This is a genomic window from Bradyrhizobium sp. LMTR 3 (assembly GCF_001693485.1).
Classification (GTDB): Bacteria; Pseudomonadota; Alphaproteobacteria; order Rhizobiales; family Xanthobacteraceae; genus Bradyrhizobium.
Map to the genome: position 1 here is coordinate 76420 of NZ_MAXC01000015.1, position 15016 is coordinate 91435.

At 62.6% G+C, this 15016-nt stretch carries 18 protein-coding genes; 7 read left to right on the plus strand and 11 right to left on the minus strand.

What is annotated here, in order from left to right:
- Window positions 1-28 precede the first annotated feature (28 nt).
- From LMTR3_RS15275 to LMTR3_RS15300, 6 genes are all read right to left on the minus strand, one after another.
- A complete protein-coding gene (locus LMTR3_RS15275) occupies window positions 29-1318 on the minus strand; it encodes a flavin-dependent oxidoreductase (protein WP_065745910.1) in 1290 nt (429 codons plus the stop codon).
- A gap of 250 nt (window positions 1319-1568) precedes the next feature.
- Window positions 1569-2333 carry an SDR family NAD(P)-dependent oxidoreductase gene (locus LMTR3_RS15280; protein ID WP_065745911.1) on the minus strand — a complete coding sequence of 255 codons (765 nt, stop codon included), beginning with the start codon at window positions 2331-2333 and terminating at the stop codon, window positions 1569-1571.
- Between the two features lie 9 nt (window positions 2334-2342).
- The gene (locus tag LMTR3_RS15285; protein WP_065745912.1) at window positions 2343-2768 is read right to left on the minus strand and encodes a putative quinol monooxygenase; all 426 of its coding nucleotides are present in this window, start codon (window positions 2766-2768) and stop codon (window positions 2343-2345) included.
- Complete coding sequence (locus LMTR3_RS15290) at window positions 2749-3144, minus strand: (R)-mandelonitrile lyase (protein WP_065745931.1); 396 nt, start codon at window positions 3142-3144, stop codon at window positions 2749-2751. Before LMTR3_RS15290 ends, LMTR3_RS15285 begins: the two co-directional genes overlap by 20 nt.
- Before the next feature lie 116 nt (window positions 3145-3260).
- Entirely contained in the window at window positions 3261-4046 is a 786-nt protein-coding gene (locus LMTR3_RS15295) for a carboxymuconolactone decarboxylase family protein (RefSeq protein ID WP_065745913.1), read from the minus strand.
- Between the two features lie 87 nt (window positions 4047-4133).
- Window positions 4134-4901: an SDR family NAD(P)-dependent oxidoreductase gene (locus tag LMTR3_RS15300; protein WP_065745914.1), complete on the minus strand. Its 768-nt coding sequence runs from the start codon at window positions 4899-4901 to the stop codon at window positions 4134-4136.
- A 150-nt stretch (window positions 4902-5051) separates the two neighbouring features.
- Here LMTR3_RS15300 and LMTR3_RS15305 point away from each other — a divergent pair, with 150 nt between their 5' ends.
- Window positions 5052-5948, plus strand: coding sequence for a LysR family transcriptional regulator (locus LMTR3_RS15305; protein ID WP_065745915.1), 897 nt, complete (start codon window positions 5052-5054; stop codon window positions 5946-5948).
- A 124-nt stretch (window positions 5949-6072) separates the two neighbouring features.
- On the opposite strand, the gene LMTR3_RS15310 is transcribed toward LMTR3_RS15305, so the two are convergent.
- Window positions 6073-6450 (minus strand): nuclear transport factor 2 family protein, encoded by a 378-nt coding sequence (locus LMTR3_RS15310; protein ID WP_065745916.1) that lies wholly within the window; start codon window positions 6448-6450, stop codon window positions 6073-6075.
- A gap of 114 nt (window positions 6451-6564) precedes the next feature.
- Between LMTR3_RS15310 and LMTR3_RS15315 the strand changes: the two genes are divergently transcribed.
- The 3 genes from LMTR3_RS15315 to LMTR3_RS15325 all read left to right on the plus strand — a co-directional run bounded on the left by LMTR3_RS15315 (window position 6565) and on the right by LMTR3_RS15325 (window position 8584).
- Complete coding sequence (locus LMTR3_RS15315) at window positions 6565-7431, plus strand: helix-turn-helix domain-containing protein (protein ID WP_065745917.1); 867 nt, start codon at window positions 6565-6567, stop codon at window positions 7429-7431.
- A complete protein-coding gene (locus LMTR3_RS15320) occupies window positions 7409-7885 on the plus strand; it encodes a nuclear transport factor 2 family protein (protein ID WP_176721912.1) in 477 nt (158 codons plus the stop codon). Before LMTR3_RS15315 ends, LMTR3_RS15320 begins: the two co-directional genes overlap by 23 nt.
- 81 nt (window positions 7886-7966) lie before the next feature.
- The gene (locus LMTR3_RS15325) at window positions 7967-8584 is read left to right on the plus strand and encodes a glutathione S-transferase family protein (RefSeq protein ID WP_065745919.1); all 618 of its coding nucleotides are present in this window, start codon (window positions 7967-7969) and stop codon (window positions 8582-8584) included.
- Between the two features lie 215 nt (window positions 8585-8799).
- Here LMTR3_RS15325 and LMTR3_RS15330 read toward each other — a convergent pair whose 3' ends face one another.
- Complete coding sequence (locus tag LMTR3_RS15330) at window positions 8800-9723, minus strand: LysR family transcriptional regulator (protein ID WP_065745920.1); 924 nt, start codon at window positions 9721-9723, stop codon at window positions 8800-8802.
- 89 nt (window positions 9724-9812) lie between these two features.
- Here LMTR3_RS15330 and LMTR3_RS15335 point away from each other — a divergent pair, with 89 nt between their 5' ends.
- A complete protein-coding gene (locus LMTR3_RS15335; RefSeq protein WP_065745921.1) occupies window positions 9813-10247 on the plus strand; it encodes a nuclear transport factor 2 family protein in 435 nt (144 codons plus the stop codon).
- Window positions 10248-10440: 193 nt separating this feature from the next.
- On the opposite strand, the gene LMTR3_RS15340 is transcribed toward LMTR3_RS15335, so the two are convergent.
- From LMTR3_RS15340 to LMTR3_RS15350, 3 genes are all read right to left on the minus strand, one after another.
- On the minus strand, window positions 10441-11127 hold the full coding sequence (locus LMTR3_RS15340) for a glutathione S-transferase family protein (protein WP_065745932.1): 687 nt from the start codon (window positions 11125-11127) through the stop codon (window positions 10441-10443).
- Window positions 11128-11265: 138 nt separating this feature from the next.
- Window positions 11266-11592 carry a hypothetical protein gene (locus LMTR3_RS15345; RefSeq protein WP_065745922.1) on the minus strand — a complete coding sequence of 109 codons (327 nt, stop codon included), beginning with the start codon at window positions 11590-11592 and terminating at the stop codon, window positions 11266-11268.
- A 236-nt stretch (window positions 11593-11828) separates the two neighbouring features.
- Window positions 11829-12962 carry a site-specific DNA-methyltransferase gene (locus tag LMTR3_RS15350; protein ID WP_065745923.1) on the minus strand — a complete coding sequence of 378 codons (1134 nt, stop codon included), beginning with the start codon at window positions 12960-12962 and terminating at the stop codon, window positions 11829-11831.
- A gap of 278 nt (window positions 12963-13240) precedes the next feature.
- On the opposite strand from LMTR3_RS15350, the gene ypfJ reads away from it, so the two are divergent.
- A complete protein-coding gene (gene ypfJ, locus LMTR3_RS15355) occupies window positions 13241-14176 on the plus strand; it encodes a KPN_02809 family neutral zinc metallopeptidase (protein WP_065745924.1) in 936 nt (311 codons plus the stop codon).
- Between the two features lie 52 nt (window positions 14177-14228).
- Window positions 14229-14792: a molybdenum cofactor biosynthesis protein B gene (gene moaB / locus LMTR3_RS15360; protein WP_065745933.1), complete on the plus strand. Its 564-nt coding sequence runs from the start codon at window positions 14229-14231 to the stop codon at window positions 14790-14792.
- Window positions 14793-15016 lie beyond the last annotated feature (224 nt).

Consider the following 15016-nt stretch of genomic DNA (forward strand, 5'->3'; position numbering starts at 1 on the left):
GCGCCGACGAAGAGATAGAATGACCGGGTCATCCCGCGCTCGCCCGCGGCGCTTCCCGCATAATCTGAACGATCGGCGGCTTGGCGTTGAGGCCTTCGACCTGGAAGCCGGCGACGCGCTTGTAATTGGCGGCGATGTCTTCCAGCTCCTGCAGTGAGAGCACGTCGGTCACGACGTCGTAGCCGTTGGGCGCGCGTTCCTCGACCATCTGCATCACCTGCTCGGGGCCGTTACGGCGGTTGAGCATCACGAGGTCGGTCGTGGCGGGCCGACGCTCGGCTTCATACGCTGACAACGCAGCGTTGGTCGTGCCCTTTGCGAGGATCTCGCGGGCGATGACGCGGGCGTCCAGAATCGCCTGCGACGCACCGTTGGAGCCGATCGGGTACATCGGGTGCGCGGCATCGCCCATCAGCGTGACCCGGCCGAATGTCCATTGCGGGATCGGATCGCGATCGACCAGCGGATATTCGTAGGCGTGCGGGCAGTTCTCGATCAGGCCCGGCACGTCGAGCCAGTCGAACTTCCAGTCCTTGAACCAGGGCAGAAACTCTTCGAGCCTGGCGGTCCGGTTGTAGTCCTCGCGCCGCCACTGATAGGTCGGCGGCATGTGCCGCTCGGCCACCCAATTGATCCGGAACTTGCCGGCGTTGTCGGCCTGCTTCGAAATCGGATAGCAGACGAATTTCAGGATCTCGTGGCCGGCCATGATCATGGTGCGCCCGGACAGGAAGGCGTCGCTGTCGGTGATGCCGCGCCACAGGATGCGCCCGTTCCAGATCGGCGGGCCTTCGTCGGGATAGAGCTTTTCCCGAACCGCCGAATGGATGCCGTCGGCCGCGACCAACAGCGCGCCATCGTGAGCGCCTTTCGATTTGCCGGTCGCCTTATCGATGAATTCGGCGCGGACGCCATTCTCCGTTTCGGTCCAGCCGGAGAGGTGGTGGCTGGTCAGGATGTTCTCTCTTCCCAACCGCTCGATTGCGGCATCGAGCAGGATCTGCTGCAGCGTGCCGCGATGGATCGAGAATTGCGGCCATTTGTAACCGGCCTCGATGCCGCGCGGCTCGCTCCAGATCGGCTTGCCGTGCTTGGAGAAATACGCGAGCTCCTTGGTGCGGACGGCGGCCGCATCGAGCGCATCATGCAGATCGAGTTCGATCAATTCGCGGACCGCATGCGGCAGCACATTGATGCCGACGCCGAGCGGCCGCAGTTCCGGCACGCTTTCGAAAATTTTGGCGGGAACGCCGATCTGGTGCAGGCTGAGCGCCAGCGTCAGCCCGCCGATGCCGCCGCCCGCGATGAGAACAGTCATGGTACGCCCCTGTTGCTTCCCGGGCGTCATGGCATGAGGGAGGGCAGGGGGCAACTGCGAAGGGGCGGCAAGTCCCTCACCGCCCCGGTAGGGTGTGGACTCATAACGCTCACGGGCGTCCGGCCAAACACAATGCTCCTGGCTCGGCCCCAGCACCGGCGCTTTCGGGGCAACGAGGACATCAACCAGCAGACAACCCCCGCTGGATCGGTCGAAAGTGACTCAAAGGAGACATTTTTTGCTCCGATGGCTAGGCCAAAATACCTCCATCGACCGTTAAGGCATGGCCGACCACAAAGCTTGCCGCGGAGCCGCATAACCATAGAACAGCGGCAGCGATTTCCGAGGGTTCGCCAAGGCGTCCGATCGGTTCGGCTGCTACGAACGCCTTGACGATCTCTGGATTGTTGTTCTTTGTTACCCGCTTCGCCATCGGTGTATTGCCGATAATGCCCGGGCATACTGCGTTGATACGGATGCCCTTCTCGGCATAATCGAGGGCGGAGGCGCGGGTGAGACCTATCACTCCGAATTTGCTGGCGGAGTAAGCGGCGCGCCCTTTGGAGCCCCTCATCCCGCCGATCGACGAGCAGTTGACGATTGTGCCGCTTCTTCGTGCGTTCATGTGGCGAAGCTCCGCCTTCATGCAGTTCCACGTACCCCGCAGATTGACATCGATGATGTTGTCAAACTCGGTATCTTCCGTTTCAACCAATGGCGCACCATCGCAGTTTATGCCCGCATTGTTGAAAGCCGCATCGAGCTTCCCGTAAGTCTCGATTGCCTGCTCGATCATTGCATTCACTTGGCTTCGATCCGTTACATCGCAGCCGATGGCAAGGACCTCATGACCCGCGGATCGCAATTCAGCAGCGGCAATTTCGAGCAACGCTATGTTGCTGTCTGCAACGACCAAGGACGCGCCTGCAACACCAAATGCCCTAGCCGTCGCCAGACCAATGCCACCAGCGGCGCCGGTAACAAGCGCAACCTTTCCTTCGAAGCTGTCTACCATTGCTGACCTTCATTTCGTCTTGGCGCCGAGCGCAACCGGCACGACCGGGATCAGCTTCAGCGAACGCACCATCTTCTCCGTTCCAGTCTTGTACTTCTTGAAGTGAGGCGCCTGGAGGTGGGCCTTGTAGGCTTCGATGTTGGCGTAGATCTCGAAAACCCGGATGCGGGTCGGATCGTCCTTCTCCGAGACGGCCTGCAGAGCGAGGACACCCGGCTCAACGCGAACAGCGGTTTCGATGTGCTCACGAACCGCGGCCTTGTAGGCGTCCAACTGCGCGGGGTCGATTTCGATCTCGGCGATCTGAACGTAGCGATCCTGCATCTCTTGCGCGCCTCCAGTGCCAAATGCCGCCGAGGCCAACAAGGCGGCACCGACGAGCAACACAAATCCCCCATACCAGAAGCCCCTGAACTCACCTTCGATACTGCTCATCGGAGACCTTCTCCATCCAATCCACGTTCTTGCCATTCACTGATTCCTGGATGGCGATATGCGTCATTGCGGTGGTGGCCGAAGCGCCGTGCCAGTGCTTCAGGCCGGGCGGAAACCACACGACGTCGCCTGGACGAACCTCCTCGACGGGCCCGCCCTCGCGCTGCACCCAGCCGAGCCCCGCCGTGATGATCAGCGTTTGCCCGAGCGGATGCGTGTGCCAGGCGGTCCGGGCGCCGGGCTCGAACGTGACCTGGCCGGCGCCGACGCGTGCGGGATCCGGGGCTTGGAAGAGAGGGTCGATGCGGACCGATCCGGTGAACCGGTCCGCGGATCCCTTCGCGGCGGGACGAGAGCCGTTTCGCTTGATGTCGATGTCCATATCCGAACTCCTTCGCTGCACGTCAGAGGTTTCCGCGCTGGCGCTCGTCGTGGCTAATGCAGCAAGACCGGCGGTGGCGACGATGATTTGTCGACGTGAGTACGACATTGCTACCGGGGCCTTTTCTCGATGACTTCCTTGACCACCGGCGCGGCCGAGAACGCGTTGGGCCAACCCGCATAGAAAGCGAGATGGCCGATGACCTCTCCGGCCTCCTCCTTCGTCAACCCGTTGTCCATCGCCCGGTTCAAATGATAGGTGATCTGCGCGACCTGGCCGGTCGCGACCAAGGCGCTGACGGTGACGAGGCTCCTGTCCCGTGGCGCTAATCCCGGCCTTAGCCAGAGGTCTCGGAACAGCACATCGGTCGTGTACTGAACGAGGCTGGGCGTGATCTGTCCGAATTGCTGCTGGACGCGCGTGGCCCGCTGCGATTCCGCCGCCTCGTCCAGGGGAAGTTGCGGTCCGGAAGCTGGCGGCAGTTGATCGGCTCCGATCTTGCGGCGCTTGAACACGTCCTTTGCTGCCATGACGGCGTCGATGGCGTTGGCCCAGCCGGTATAGAATGCAAGATGCGTGATGATCTCCGAGATCTCGGCGGGCTTCACGCCGTTGTCGAGCGCGACATTGAGATAGTACGGCAGTTCGACCGTCTGATCGCGCGCGATCAGAGCGGCGACAGTAACGACGCTCCTATCGCGCGCCGACAGTCCCGGACGCTTCCAGAGATCGCCGAGCACGACGCTTTTGGCATATTTTTCGAGGGCGGGCGCGATGGCGCGAATGTCTTCTGTCCCAGGCATGACCTTGATTCCTTCCATCCCGGTCGCTGCCGTCTGGGCAGAGGCCTGCACCACCAGGCAAAGCGAGAAGGCGACAGTTGCGAGGGCTCTCATTTGGATCCTCCTTCTTGTTGGAACGCGGCCCCGCCCGGCTGAATCCGCGCAAAATGCCCAAGATCGGCATACCCATTGGTATGATCCTCAGTGCGCGGTGAAGCCGCCATCGACCGGCAGGCCGACGCCGATTACGAAACTCGCGGCGGGACTACATAGCCACAACACGGCGGCCGCGACCTCCTCGGCCCGGCCGAGGCGGCCGATCGGCTGCTGCTTCATGATTTCGGCCATCGCGTCGGCCTGGCCTTTGAGCATGTCGGCGACCATCGGCGTGTCGATTGTGCCGGGGCAGACCGCGTTGATGCGGATGCCGCGGGGGGCATATTCGACACCCGCGCTCTTGGTCATTCCGAGCACGGCGTGTTTGGTGCCGTGATAAGCTGCGCGTTGCGGGAGGCCGACGAGACCGCCCAAAGAAGAGCAATTGACGATCGCGCCGCTCCCCTGATCGCGCATCACGCGGAGCTGATGCTTCATGCAGGCCCAAACCCCCCGCTGGTTTACCGCGGTGACGCGCTCGAAATGCTCGATCGGCTCCTCGGCGGCGTCCGATGGCGGCACCTGGATGCCGGCGTTGTTGAACGCCATGTCGAGCCGTCCGTACTCTGCGACCGCGCGATCGACCATCGCCGCCACCTGCGCCTCGTCGGCGACGTCGCAGGCCAAGCCAATTGCGGTGCCGCCATCTCGGACGATCCGCTCCGCCTCCTTCGCGGCGAGATCACCGTCCAGGTCGGCCAGAACGACGGAGGCGCCGCTCTCGGCGAACATCCGCGCCGTTGCCAGTCCCATGCCCTTGGCGGCACCGGTGACCAGGGCCACCTGTCCTTTGAAGTCATAGATGGGGTTCATCCAACTCCTCACTTCGTGTTGCGAGATCGTTTGCTCAGCTCAATTGTCGCTTCGGGTCCGGAATGCACGCTGAGCACGCTGAACCTAAGTCTTTCGGGCTGTAGCGATTAGGTGATAGAAACTGATTGGAATCATTAGTGGAGGTTATGAATGAACCGCGAGGACGCAGGCGACCTCCTCGCATTTCTGGCGGTCGCAAGGGAGCGCAGCTTCACAGGCGCGGGAGCCAAGCTCGGCATTTCGCAATCCGCTCTCAGCCAGACCGTCCGCGGCCTGGAGGAACGGCTCGGGGTGAGGCTGCTCAACCGCACCACCCGAAGCGTTGCACCGACCCCGGCGGGAGAGCGCCTGCTCCGGAGCATCGGGCCGAAATTTGAGGAAATGGACGCCGAGCTGGCGGCCCTTGGCGAGCTGCGGGAGAAGCCGGCCGGCAACATCCGGATCACGGCGACCGAACACGCCGCCGAAGCGATCCTGCTGCCGGCGCTGGCGAAGATCCTGCCGAATTACCCTGACCTCACCGTGGAAGTCATTGTCGACTACGGCCTGGCGAACATCGTCGCGCAGCGATACGACGCCGGAATCCGACCTGGCGAACTCGTCGCGAAAGACATGATAGCCGTTCGAATAGGACCGGATTTGCGGTCCGCGGTTGTCGGCGCTCCGTCATATTTTGCCAGCCGAAAGAGGCCGCGCACGCCCCAGGATCTGACCAGCCACAACTGCCTGAACCTGCGCCTGCCGACTCATGGCGGGCTCTACGCCTGGGAATTCGAGAAGGACGGGCGTGCGCTCAACGTGCGGGTTGACGGCCAGCTCGTTTTCAACGGCGCAGGCCCGCTCTTGCAAGCGGCATTGAACGGCTTTGGCCTCGCTTACCTGATGGAGCGTCACGTGCAGCCCTACGTCTCCGACGGACGGCTTGTTCGGGTGCTGTCGGATTGGTGTCCTCCATTCTCCGGATACCACCTGTACTACCCTAGCCGTCGTCAACCTTCACCGGCATTCTCGCTGCTGGTTGAAGCTCTTCGGTATCGAGGGAAGTAGGCGGCACGTCCGGTTGTGGCCCATCGCGACATATTGCATCGCCGCTGGGTCGCCTTGTGAGTAAAGTGGACATAGACTTCAACGCTTCAAACCACCGAGTTAATACGTACACGGCCTAGCTAGTTTACGCGATGAGCGGCGGGGCCGGGCCGAAGAAGCCGACGATCTTGACCAGCCGGCCGTCGGGACCGACCTCGCCGAAATCGATCGACGTGTCGCCGCAGGTTCCATCCGCGCGCACCAGGCGCCAGAGAAAGCGGACCACGTTGTGATGGGTATCGATGCCGCTCATGAACTCCAGCCGCGCGCCGGGCCGGCTGGCCAGCACCTCGCCGATCTTCTCCGCCAGTGCGTCGCGTCCGGCCAGCGTGACGTTCGGATCGAGATAGACGCCGTTGTCGCTCCAGCATTGCGCGAGCAGGGCGCCTCTCGCCGCATCGTCCGGCTCGTTCCATGCCGCCATGTACTGCGTTACGGTTTTCGCGATTGCGCTCTTGTCCATCCGTGCTGTCCTTGAACTTCGGTCTCTACAGGGTTCACTCTGCAAGGAATTTCGAAGTTCGTCACTTACATCAGAGGTAATTGCCGTCCTGATGCGATGGTCTAGATTGTCGGCATGGCTGCTTCAGAGACGAACTCGCACGAAATCCCGGCTGGACATTTCAGCCGCCTGCTGAAGCATTGGCGCAGCGTTCGCCGGCTGACCCAGATCGAACTGGCGGCGGACGCCAACGTGTCGGCCCGGCATCTATGCTTTCTGGAAACCGGCCGATCGCAGCCGAGCCGCGAGATGGTGCAGTTGCTCGGCAGCGCGCTCGACCTGCCGCTCGAGGAGCGGAATGCCCTGCATGTCGCCGCGGGCTTCGTGCCGCCCTACGGCGAGAAGGGACTGGCGGCCGAGAATTTGCAGCCGGTGCGGCAGGCGCTGGACTTCATTCTTCGGCAGCAAGAGCCCTATCCGGGGATCGTGATCGACGGGCACTGGGACGTTCGAATGCGCAACCAGGGCTCGGCGCGACTGCTCAAGCCGTTTCGCGACTCGTACGAAATGGAAAACGGCCTTGCGGACAATGCCATGCATGTCGTCTTTCATCCAAAGGGCCTGCGGCAGTTCATGCTGAACTGGGACGAGTTCGCACGGCAGTTGATTCAGATCCTGCACCGCGACGTCGCGCAGGGCAGCCGGGCCGCGGCGCAACTGCTTGATGAAATCATGGCCTATCCCGGGCTGTCGGCCGATTGGCGGCTGCCGCGACATCCGCAGGCGTCTTCGCCGGTCATGACGATGCACCTGGCCAAGGGCGACTATCGTCTCGCCTTCTTCTCCACCTTCACGACGCTGGCGATGCCGATGGACGCGGCGCTGCAGCAAATCAAGATCGAGTGCTTCTTTCCGGCTGATGATGCGACCGCCGGGAAGGCGCGCCAACTGGCCCTTTCACAAAGCACGGGAGACCACAATGCAGCATGCCCTGCAAAATGATCGATCGGCCGGGACGATGGACGAACTGCGTGCCCTGAACGCCCGCTTCATCCATAATTTCGTGACGAGCGACGTGGCCTCACACGACGCGCTGCTTCACCCTGATTTCATCAATATCTGGCCGACCGGCCAGCGATGGGATCGCGCGACCTATCTGAAATACTGGGCGACTGCGTTCGATCCAGAGGTCATCGTCTATTGGGACGTCCGCGACGAACTCATCACGGTGATCGGGGATGTGGCGCTGGTGCGTTCCACCTACAAGCACATCCGCCGCCGCGATGGCAACGTAGTGACCGGCATGACCATGTACACCGATACGTATCTGTTCGAGAACGGCGCGTGGAAGTGCATCCAGGCTCAGCTCACGGCGGTGGCTCCCGAGCACTATCCCGCCGACGATACGATCGTTAGCGTCTATATCGAGGGAAACCTTCAGCCGCGGGCGAGTTGAACTGCGAAGGCTGCTCCACCCACTGGGGGTGGACGGCGAATGAGCATGCCGTTAACGTCCGGCTTTCCCGTGAGGACAGCCATGTTCAAGCTCTACTACGCCCCCGGCACCTGCGCGCTCGCATCGCATATCGCCCTGGAAGAGGCCGGCGCCGCCTACACGGCGGAGCGGCTCGACTTCAAGAACAGCCAGCAGACCACCCCGCAATATCTTGCCATCAACCCGAAAGGCCGCGTGCCCGCACTGGTGACGGACCGCGGCACGCTGACCGAAACGCCGGCGATCCTCGCCTTCATTGCGAGCAGTTTTCCGAAAGCGCAGCTTGCGCCCGAAGATCCCTTCGCGTTCGCCGAGGCGCAGTCCTTCAACAGCTATCTCTGTTCCACCGTGCATGTTTCCCACGCCCACAAAATGCGCGGTTATCGCTGGGCGGCCGAGGAGTCCTCGCTTGCCGATATGAAGCGCAAGGTGCCGGAGACCATGGCCGCCGGCTTTGCACTGATCGAGCGCGACATGCTGAAGGGGCCGTGGGTGATGGGCGAGCAGTACACGATCTGCGACCCCTATCTGTATACGATCGCGCTCTGGCTGGAAGGCGACGGCGTCGATCTCGCGACGCTGCCGAAGGTGGCCGCTCATCGCAAGCGGATGGAAGAGCGGCCGGCGGTGCAGAAGGTGATGGCGGAGGAGAAGGCGTAAGCTCATACGCCAGACCTCATCCTGAGGAGCGCGAAGCGCGTCTCGAAGGATGAATGGCACCAGCGGGGCCGCATGGTTCGAGACGGCGCTAGGCGCCTCCTCACCATGAGGGTTTGGTTTCGTAGGGTGGGCAAAGGCGCTCTTGCGCCGTGCCCACCATGCATCCTCAAATTCTACGTGGATGGTGGGCACGTCGCTGCGCTCCTTTGCCCACCCTACGCAGCGCGCTTGGACGCACGCTCCATCTCGCGGCCGATGCCGAGCATGATGTTGCGCAGCCAGATCGAGCCGGGGTCCATCTGGGCGCGGGTCGGATAGAACATGAACTGCTCGTCGATCCCGGGATCGAGCGGCGGCGCGATCGTCGAAAGCGACAATTGCTTGGCCAGCGCACCGATCAGCCGGCGCGGCACGAATGAGACGAGATCGGTGCGCGCGGCGACGTGCAGCGCCTCGAGATAGCCCGGCACGACCAGCGCAATCCGCCGCTCGATCCCCTTGGGGCGCAACCACATGTCGATCAGGTCCTCGCTCTGGCCGCGGATCACGACCGCGACATGACGCGCGTCGAGAAAGGTTTCGATCCGCTTCAGCCGTGCGCCGGCGGGATGACCGCGCCGGACGGCAAGCGCGTCGCTGTCGGTGTAGAGCCGTTGCCGATGAAATCCGGTGAAGGCGTTACCGATCGAGATCACGAGATCGATGGTGCGAGCGAATTCCGCGGTGAAGATCGCCGGCCCGCGCCACGGTACCACGTCGATCCGGACGTTCGGTGCAGCCTTGGTGATCTTCTCCATCAGCGGCGGTATCAGAAGCTCGACCGCCAGATCCGGCATCATCAGGCGAAACTGGCGCTCGCTCCGCGCAGCGTCGAACTCGTCGGCGATGAACAGCGAGCGCACCTGGTCGAGCGCCTGCGCCAGCGGCGCGCGCAAGGCCTGCGCCCGCGGCGTCAACTCCATGCGCGCGCCGGTTCGAACCAGCAGTGGATCTCCGATCAGGTCGCGTAGCCGCTGCAGCGCGTGGCTCGCCGCCGGCTGCGACAGCCCGATCCGCATCGCGGCGCGGCTGACGCTGGTTTCCCTCAAGAGCGCGTCAAGCGCCACCAGCAGATTGAGGTCGAGCGAATTCAAATTCATGGAGTGAATATATATCATATTCTCTATTGATTGGAAGAATGCCGCGCGGCGCGCGATGATCTCGATATCGGATCAAAGGAGAAGCCGCCATGAGCGCAGCAGCGAACAAGAAACTGGTGCAGCAGATCTATGCAGATTCAGCGAACCGCAGCGGAACGACCTTTCTCGACAATATCGCCGAGGATGTCACCTGGGTCGTCACCGGCCAGTATTCCTGGTCGGGCGAGTTCAAGGGCCGTGAGGCTATCAATAGCGGCCTGATGGGTCATCTGCGGTCGCTGCTCGCGGCCGGGCGGCCGCGCACGCTGGCGTTCAACTACATCGCGGAAGGCGACTACGTCGTCGTCGAAGCCCGCGGCGACAACGTCACCAAGGCCGGGGAGCGATACGACAATCAGTATTGCATGGTCTGGCGCATCGAGAACGGCAAGATCAAGGAGATCAAGGAATATTGCGATTCCGCGCTGGTCGAGCGTGTGCTCGGGCCGTTCCCCGCCGAACGGAAGTTGGCGGCCGCGGTTTGAGGGATAGATGCGCCGATAGTTCGTAGGGTGGGCAAAGCCACCGGGTCGCGCGAATGCGCGCCCGATGACAGGCTCCGCGTGCCCACCGATTCCCTCGGCATAAAAAGAGGTGGGCACGGCGCAAGAGCGCCTTTGCCCACCCTACGAAACGAAAACGGCGCCCCGAGGGCGCCGTTCATCTATTGTCCTGCGCTCAGGCGGCCTTCACTGACATGTGCTTGAACATGTTGCTGCGGGCTTCGTCGTCCATCTCGGCCTTGAACTTGAAATTATCCTTCAGCGCGATCGCCTTGGCCGCTGCCGGACGCGCCGAGATCTCGTCGACCAGCCGCTTGACGTTGGGATATTTCGCGGCTGCTTCTTCGCCCATCACGAACGCGGCCATCCGCGCCCAACCCCACAGCGCCATGTCGACGATGGTGTAGGTGTCGCCGACCATGTAGCGACGCTTGGCCAGATGATCGTTGAGAATGCCGAAATGTCGCTGCGCCTCGAACTGGTAGCGGTTATGGGCGTAGTCGACTTTTTCCGGCGCAAAATGCTTGAAGTGGACGGCCTGGCCGGAGAACGGCCCGACGCCGGTGGCGACGAACATCAGCCAGGACAGCGTCTGCGCGCGATTTTGCGGCGTGTTGGCGGGCAGAAACTTGCCGGTCTTTTCCGCCAGATAAAGCAGGATGGCGTTGCTGTCGAACACTGTGATGCCGTCATCGTCGATCGCCGGCACTTTGGCGTTCGGATTGATGGCGAGATATTCCGGCTTGAACTGGTCGCCCTTGCGGGTGTCGACGGCGACCGGCTCGTAGGCGATGCCGGCTTCCTCCAGGAAGAGGGCGACCTTGGTCGGATTGGGCGATCCGTTGAAATAGAATTTGAGCATTTGGAATTCTCCCCATTGCTTCTTGCAGCAAGGCTTGTTGCGGACTTTGGTCACGGCAGCGACGCCGCCGGGTGGCACGTCCATGCTCAAATTTTTAAAAGGAGCGCAAGCGACGAGTTCGTGACCAAGCCGGCGAGCTTACGATAGCGCCAGACCGCCTATGCCCGCGACGACCAGACCCGCACCGGCAGCGATCATGACGGACGCAAAGCGCACTTCCGAACGCAGCGCCGTTCGTTGTCCAGCGCGTTCCGATCCTCGCGCAAAACCGTGGACGATGATCTGCTCGCTGAAAGTGCCGCTGGCGTCGAGAATGTCGGTCAGACCTGCGCAGGCGACCAGAATGCCGAGGATGATCAGCCCAGCCGGACCCAGCAAGCTCAGCAACAGCATGGGAAACAGGCCGATCAGGAAGATCGGCAGCAGCGGCAGCACAATGAAGGACTCGGAGCCCCGTGTGCGCATGGGAGTATCTCTAAATAGGAAAATGAATGTAGCTCGTATCCCTTCAAATAGGAGCGAAAAGGCACAGCGCCACCTGCAAGGCTGCCATGCCGGCTCATCACGACGGCTGCGTAGGAAGGTGGGCGAGCCGAATTTTGAGTCATGCAGGCCCACGCGCCATACGCACGTTGCGGTGCTTTGGCCCGGCCGTGCCACAGGCCGCGCACCCCGGGGGCCTCTCGTGGTGAGGTGAACTCTTAACCCGCCGCCATCTGGGAGCGGATTTCGGCGCGGAGTTCGTCGATCAGCTTGAGGCCGTTCTTGGTCTCGACATGCCAGAAGGTCCAGCCGTTGCAGGCGCCGGAGCCCTGCGCCACCGCGCCGATGCGGTGGATCGAGCCGACCTTGTCGCCGAGCATGATGGCGCCGTCGGCGCGGACCAGCGCGCCGTGGCGCTTCCTGGAATCGACCAGTTTGGTGCCGGGCGGAATCATGCCGCGCTCGATCAGTTCGGAGAATGCCACGCGCGGGGCGTCGCGCGCCGTCATGAACGGCGCCAGCGTCGCCTCGGGCAGCGGTTCGACCGCTGCGATGCGTTCTTCGGCCGCAGCAGCATAGGTCTTTTCGCGCTCGAAGCCGATGTATCGGCGGCCGAGACGCTTTGCCACGGCGCCTGTCGTGCCGGTGCCGTTGAAGGGATCGATCACGAGATCGCCGGGCTTTGACGACGACAGCAGCACGCGCGCCAGCAACCCTTCCGGCTTCTGGGTCGGGTGCACTTTCTTGCCGTCAGCGCCCTTGAGGCGCTCTTCGCCGGTGCAAAGCGGGATCAGCCAGTCGGAACGCGCCTGCACGTCCTCATTGGCGGCCTTCAGCGCCTCATAGTTGAACGTATAGCCCTTGGCCTTCTCGTCGCGCGCCGCCCAGATCATGGTTTCATGGGCATTGGTGAAGCGGCGGCCGCGGAAATTCGGCATCGGGTTGGTCTTGCGCCAGACGATGTCGTTGAGAACCCAGAAGCCGAGGTCCTGCATGATCGCGCCGACGCGGAAAATGTTGTGGTAGGAGCCGATCACCCACAGCGTCGCCGACGGCTTCATGACGCGGCGGCAGGCGAGCAGCCAGGCGCGGGTGAAATCATCGTAAGCGGCGAACGACGAAAACTTGTCCCAGTCGTCGTTGACGGCATCGACATGAGATTCATCGGGGCGTTTCAGATCGCCCTTGAGCTGCAGGTTGTACGGGGGATCTGCGAACACCAGATCGACCGAACCGGCCGGGAGCTTCGACATCTCGGCGACGCAATCGCCGACGACGATACGCACGCTTGAATCAGACTCAAATTTGGTGCGGGGCGCCCTTGCAGACGCCCCGCGACGCGACACAACCATGACTCAATTACTCTGACTCAGGCGACGCTGTCGGCGACGCGGGACTAAACAACCGACTGGCGATACATTGACCGGGCAAAGTAAAAATCGACTTAACCAAGAAAGTTATCGACGCAGAATGCGAAGAGAGATCATCGGCAAGACTACCAGCAGAGATTGCGGCGGCTTGCGCACTAGGCAATTTTTGCCGGGCGGGTTATTGATTAATGAAATGGAAATTTTACGTGATTGCTGCGTTGGGTATTCGGGCCAACAGCCGGGGATGAGGAAATAGCGCCATGCGTTACGATGATTTCCGCCGCAGCGACGACATCGAAGACCGTCGCGACCAGGGCGGCGGCGGAATGGGTGGTGGCGGTGGCTTTGGCCTGCCGATGGGCGGCGGCGGGCTCGGTATCGGCACCATCATCGTGCTCGGCCTCGTCGGCTATGCCTTCGGCATCGATCCACGCATCCTGATCGGCGGCGCCGAAATCCTGACCGGCGGCGGACAGGCGCCGACGTACCAGACCGATCGCCGGTCGGGGCCGGCCAAGACCGGTGCGCCGAAGGACGAAGTCGGTAGCATGATCGCCGGCATTCTCGGCGAGATCGACGACCGCTGGAGCGAGATCTTCCAGTCCAGCGGGCAGAATTATACTGGCCCGCGCATCGTGCTGTTTCGCAACGCCACCAATGGCGGCCGGTGCGGCATGGCGCAGTCGGCGATGGGGCCGTTCTACTGCCCGCCGGACAAGCAGATCTTCCTCGACACCAGTTTCTTCCGCGAAGTCGAGACGCGCTTCCGCGGCTGTTCAGGCAGTGCCTGCAAGTTCACGGCCGCCTACATCATCGCGCACGAAGCGGGACATCACATCCAGAACCTGCTCGGCATCCTGCCGCGCGTGCAGCGGTTGCAGCAGCAGGCCGGCAGCAAGGCGGAAGCCAATGCGCTGCAGGTCAAGGTCGAGCTGCAGGCGGATTGTCTTTCCGGCGTCTGGGTCAATCGCGAAGAGAAGAAGCGTCCGGGCTTCATCGAGCCCGGCGATATCGATGCGGCACTGAGGACGGCAACCGCGATCGGCGACGACACGCTGCAGCGGCAGTCGACGGGCAGGGTGGTGCCCGACAGCTTCACCCACGGCTCGGCAGCGCAGCGCAAGCAGTGGTTCATGACCGGCTACAAGCAGGGCACGGTGCAGGCCTGCAACACGTTTGCGGCGGGAGCGTTGTAACGATCGCGTGCCCTGGATGCTGCACCTCGTCCGGGATACGGAGAAAGCGCAAATGTCCTCCATCGATGAAACAAAACAATTCGTGCCGCTCAACATCGCGGTGTTGACGGTGTCGGATACCCGCTCGCTGGCGGACGACAAATCCGGCGCCACGCTGGCCGACCGGCTCACAGCGGCCGGTCATCATCTCGCCGCGCGCGAAATCGCCGTCGACGACGTCGATGCGATCCGCGTCATCATCAAGCGCTGGATCGCCGACGCGAACGTCGATGCGATCATCACCACCGGCGGCACCGGTTTCACCGGCCGTGACGTGACGCCGGAGGCGGTCGAGCCGCTGTTCGAAAAGCGGATGGATGGTTTTTCCATCGCCTTCCACATGCTGAGCCATGCCAAGATCGGCACGTCGACGGTGCAGAGCCGCGCCACCGCCGGCGTGGCGGGGGCGACCTTCATCTTCTGCCTGCCGGGATCGCCGGGCGCTTGCCGCGATGCATGGGACGGCATCCTCGCCGCCCAGCTCGATTACCGCACGCGGCCCTGCAATTTCGTCGAGATCATGCCGCGGCTCGACGAGCATCTGCGCCGGCCTAAAGCCAAGGGCGCGTCGGCGTAGGGCATGTACTCATTAAGCATCTGGTCGAGTCGATGTCTGGTTTCCCCCCGACAGCGGCCGAAGCGCGGACGCGTCCGGAGGTCGCAGATGGGCCAAAGGACTAAACCGCTCGCGCGGTAGGGCGCTGCGGCAGGCAGCACAGCTAACAGGATAGCGCAACGGGGCGTCCTGTCTTGAGATGAGGGGTTCGCAACCTTCACTCAAAACAGGAGCATCCCCATGAC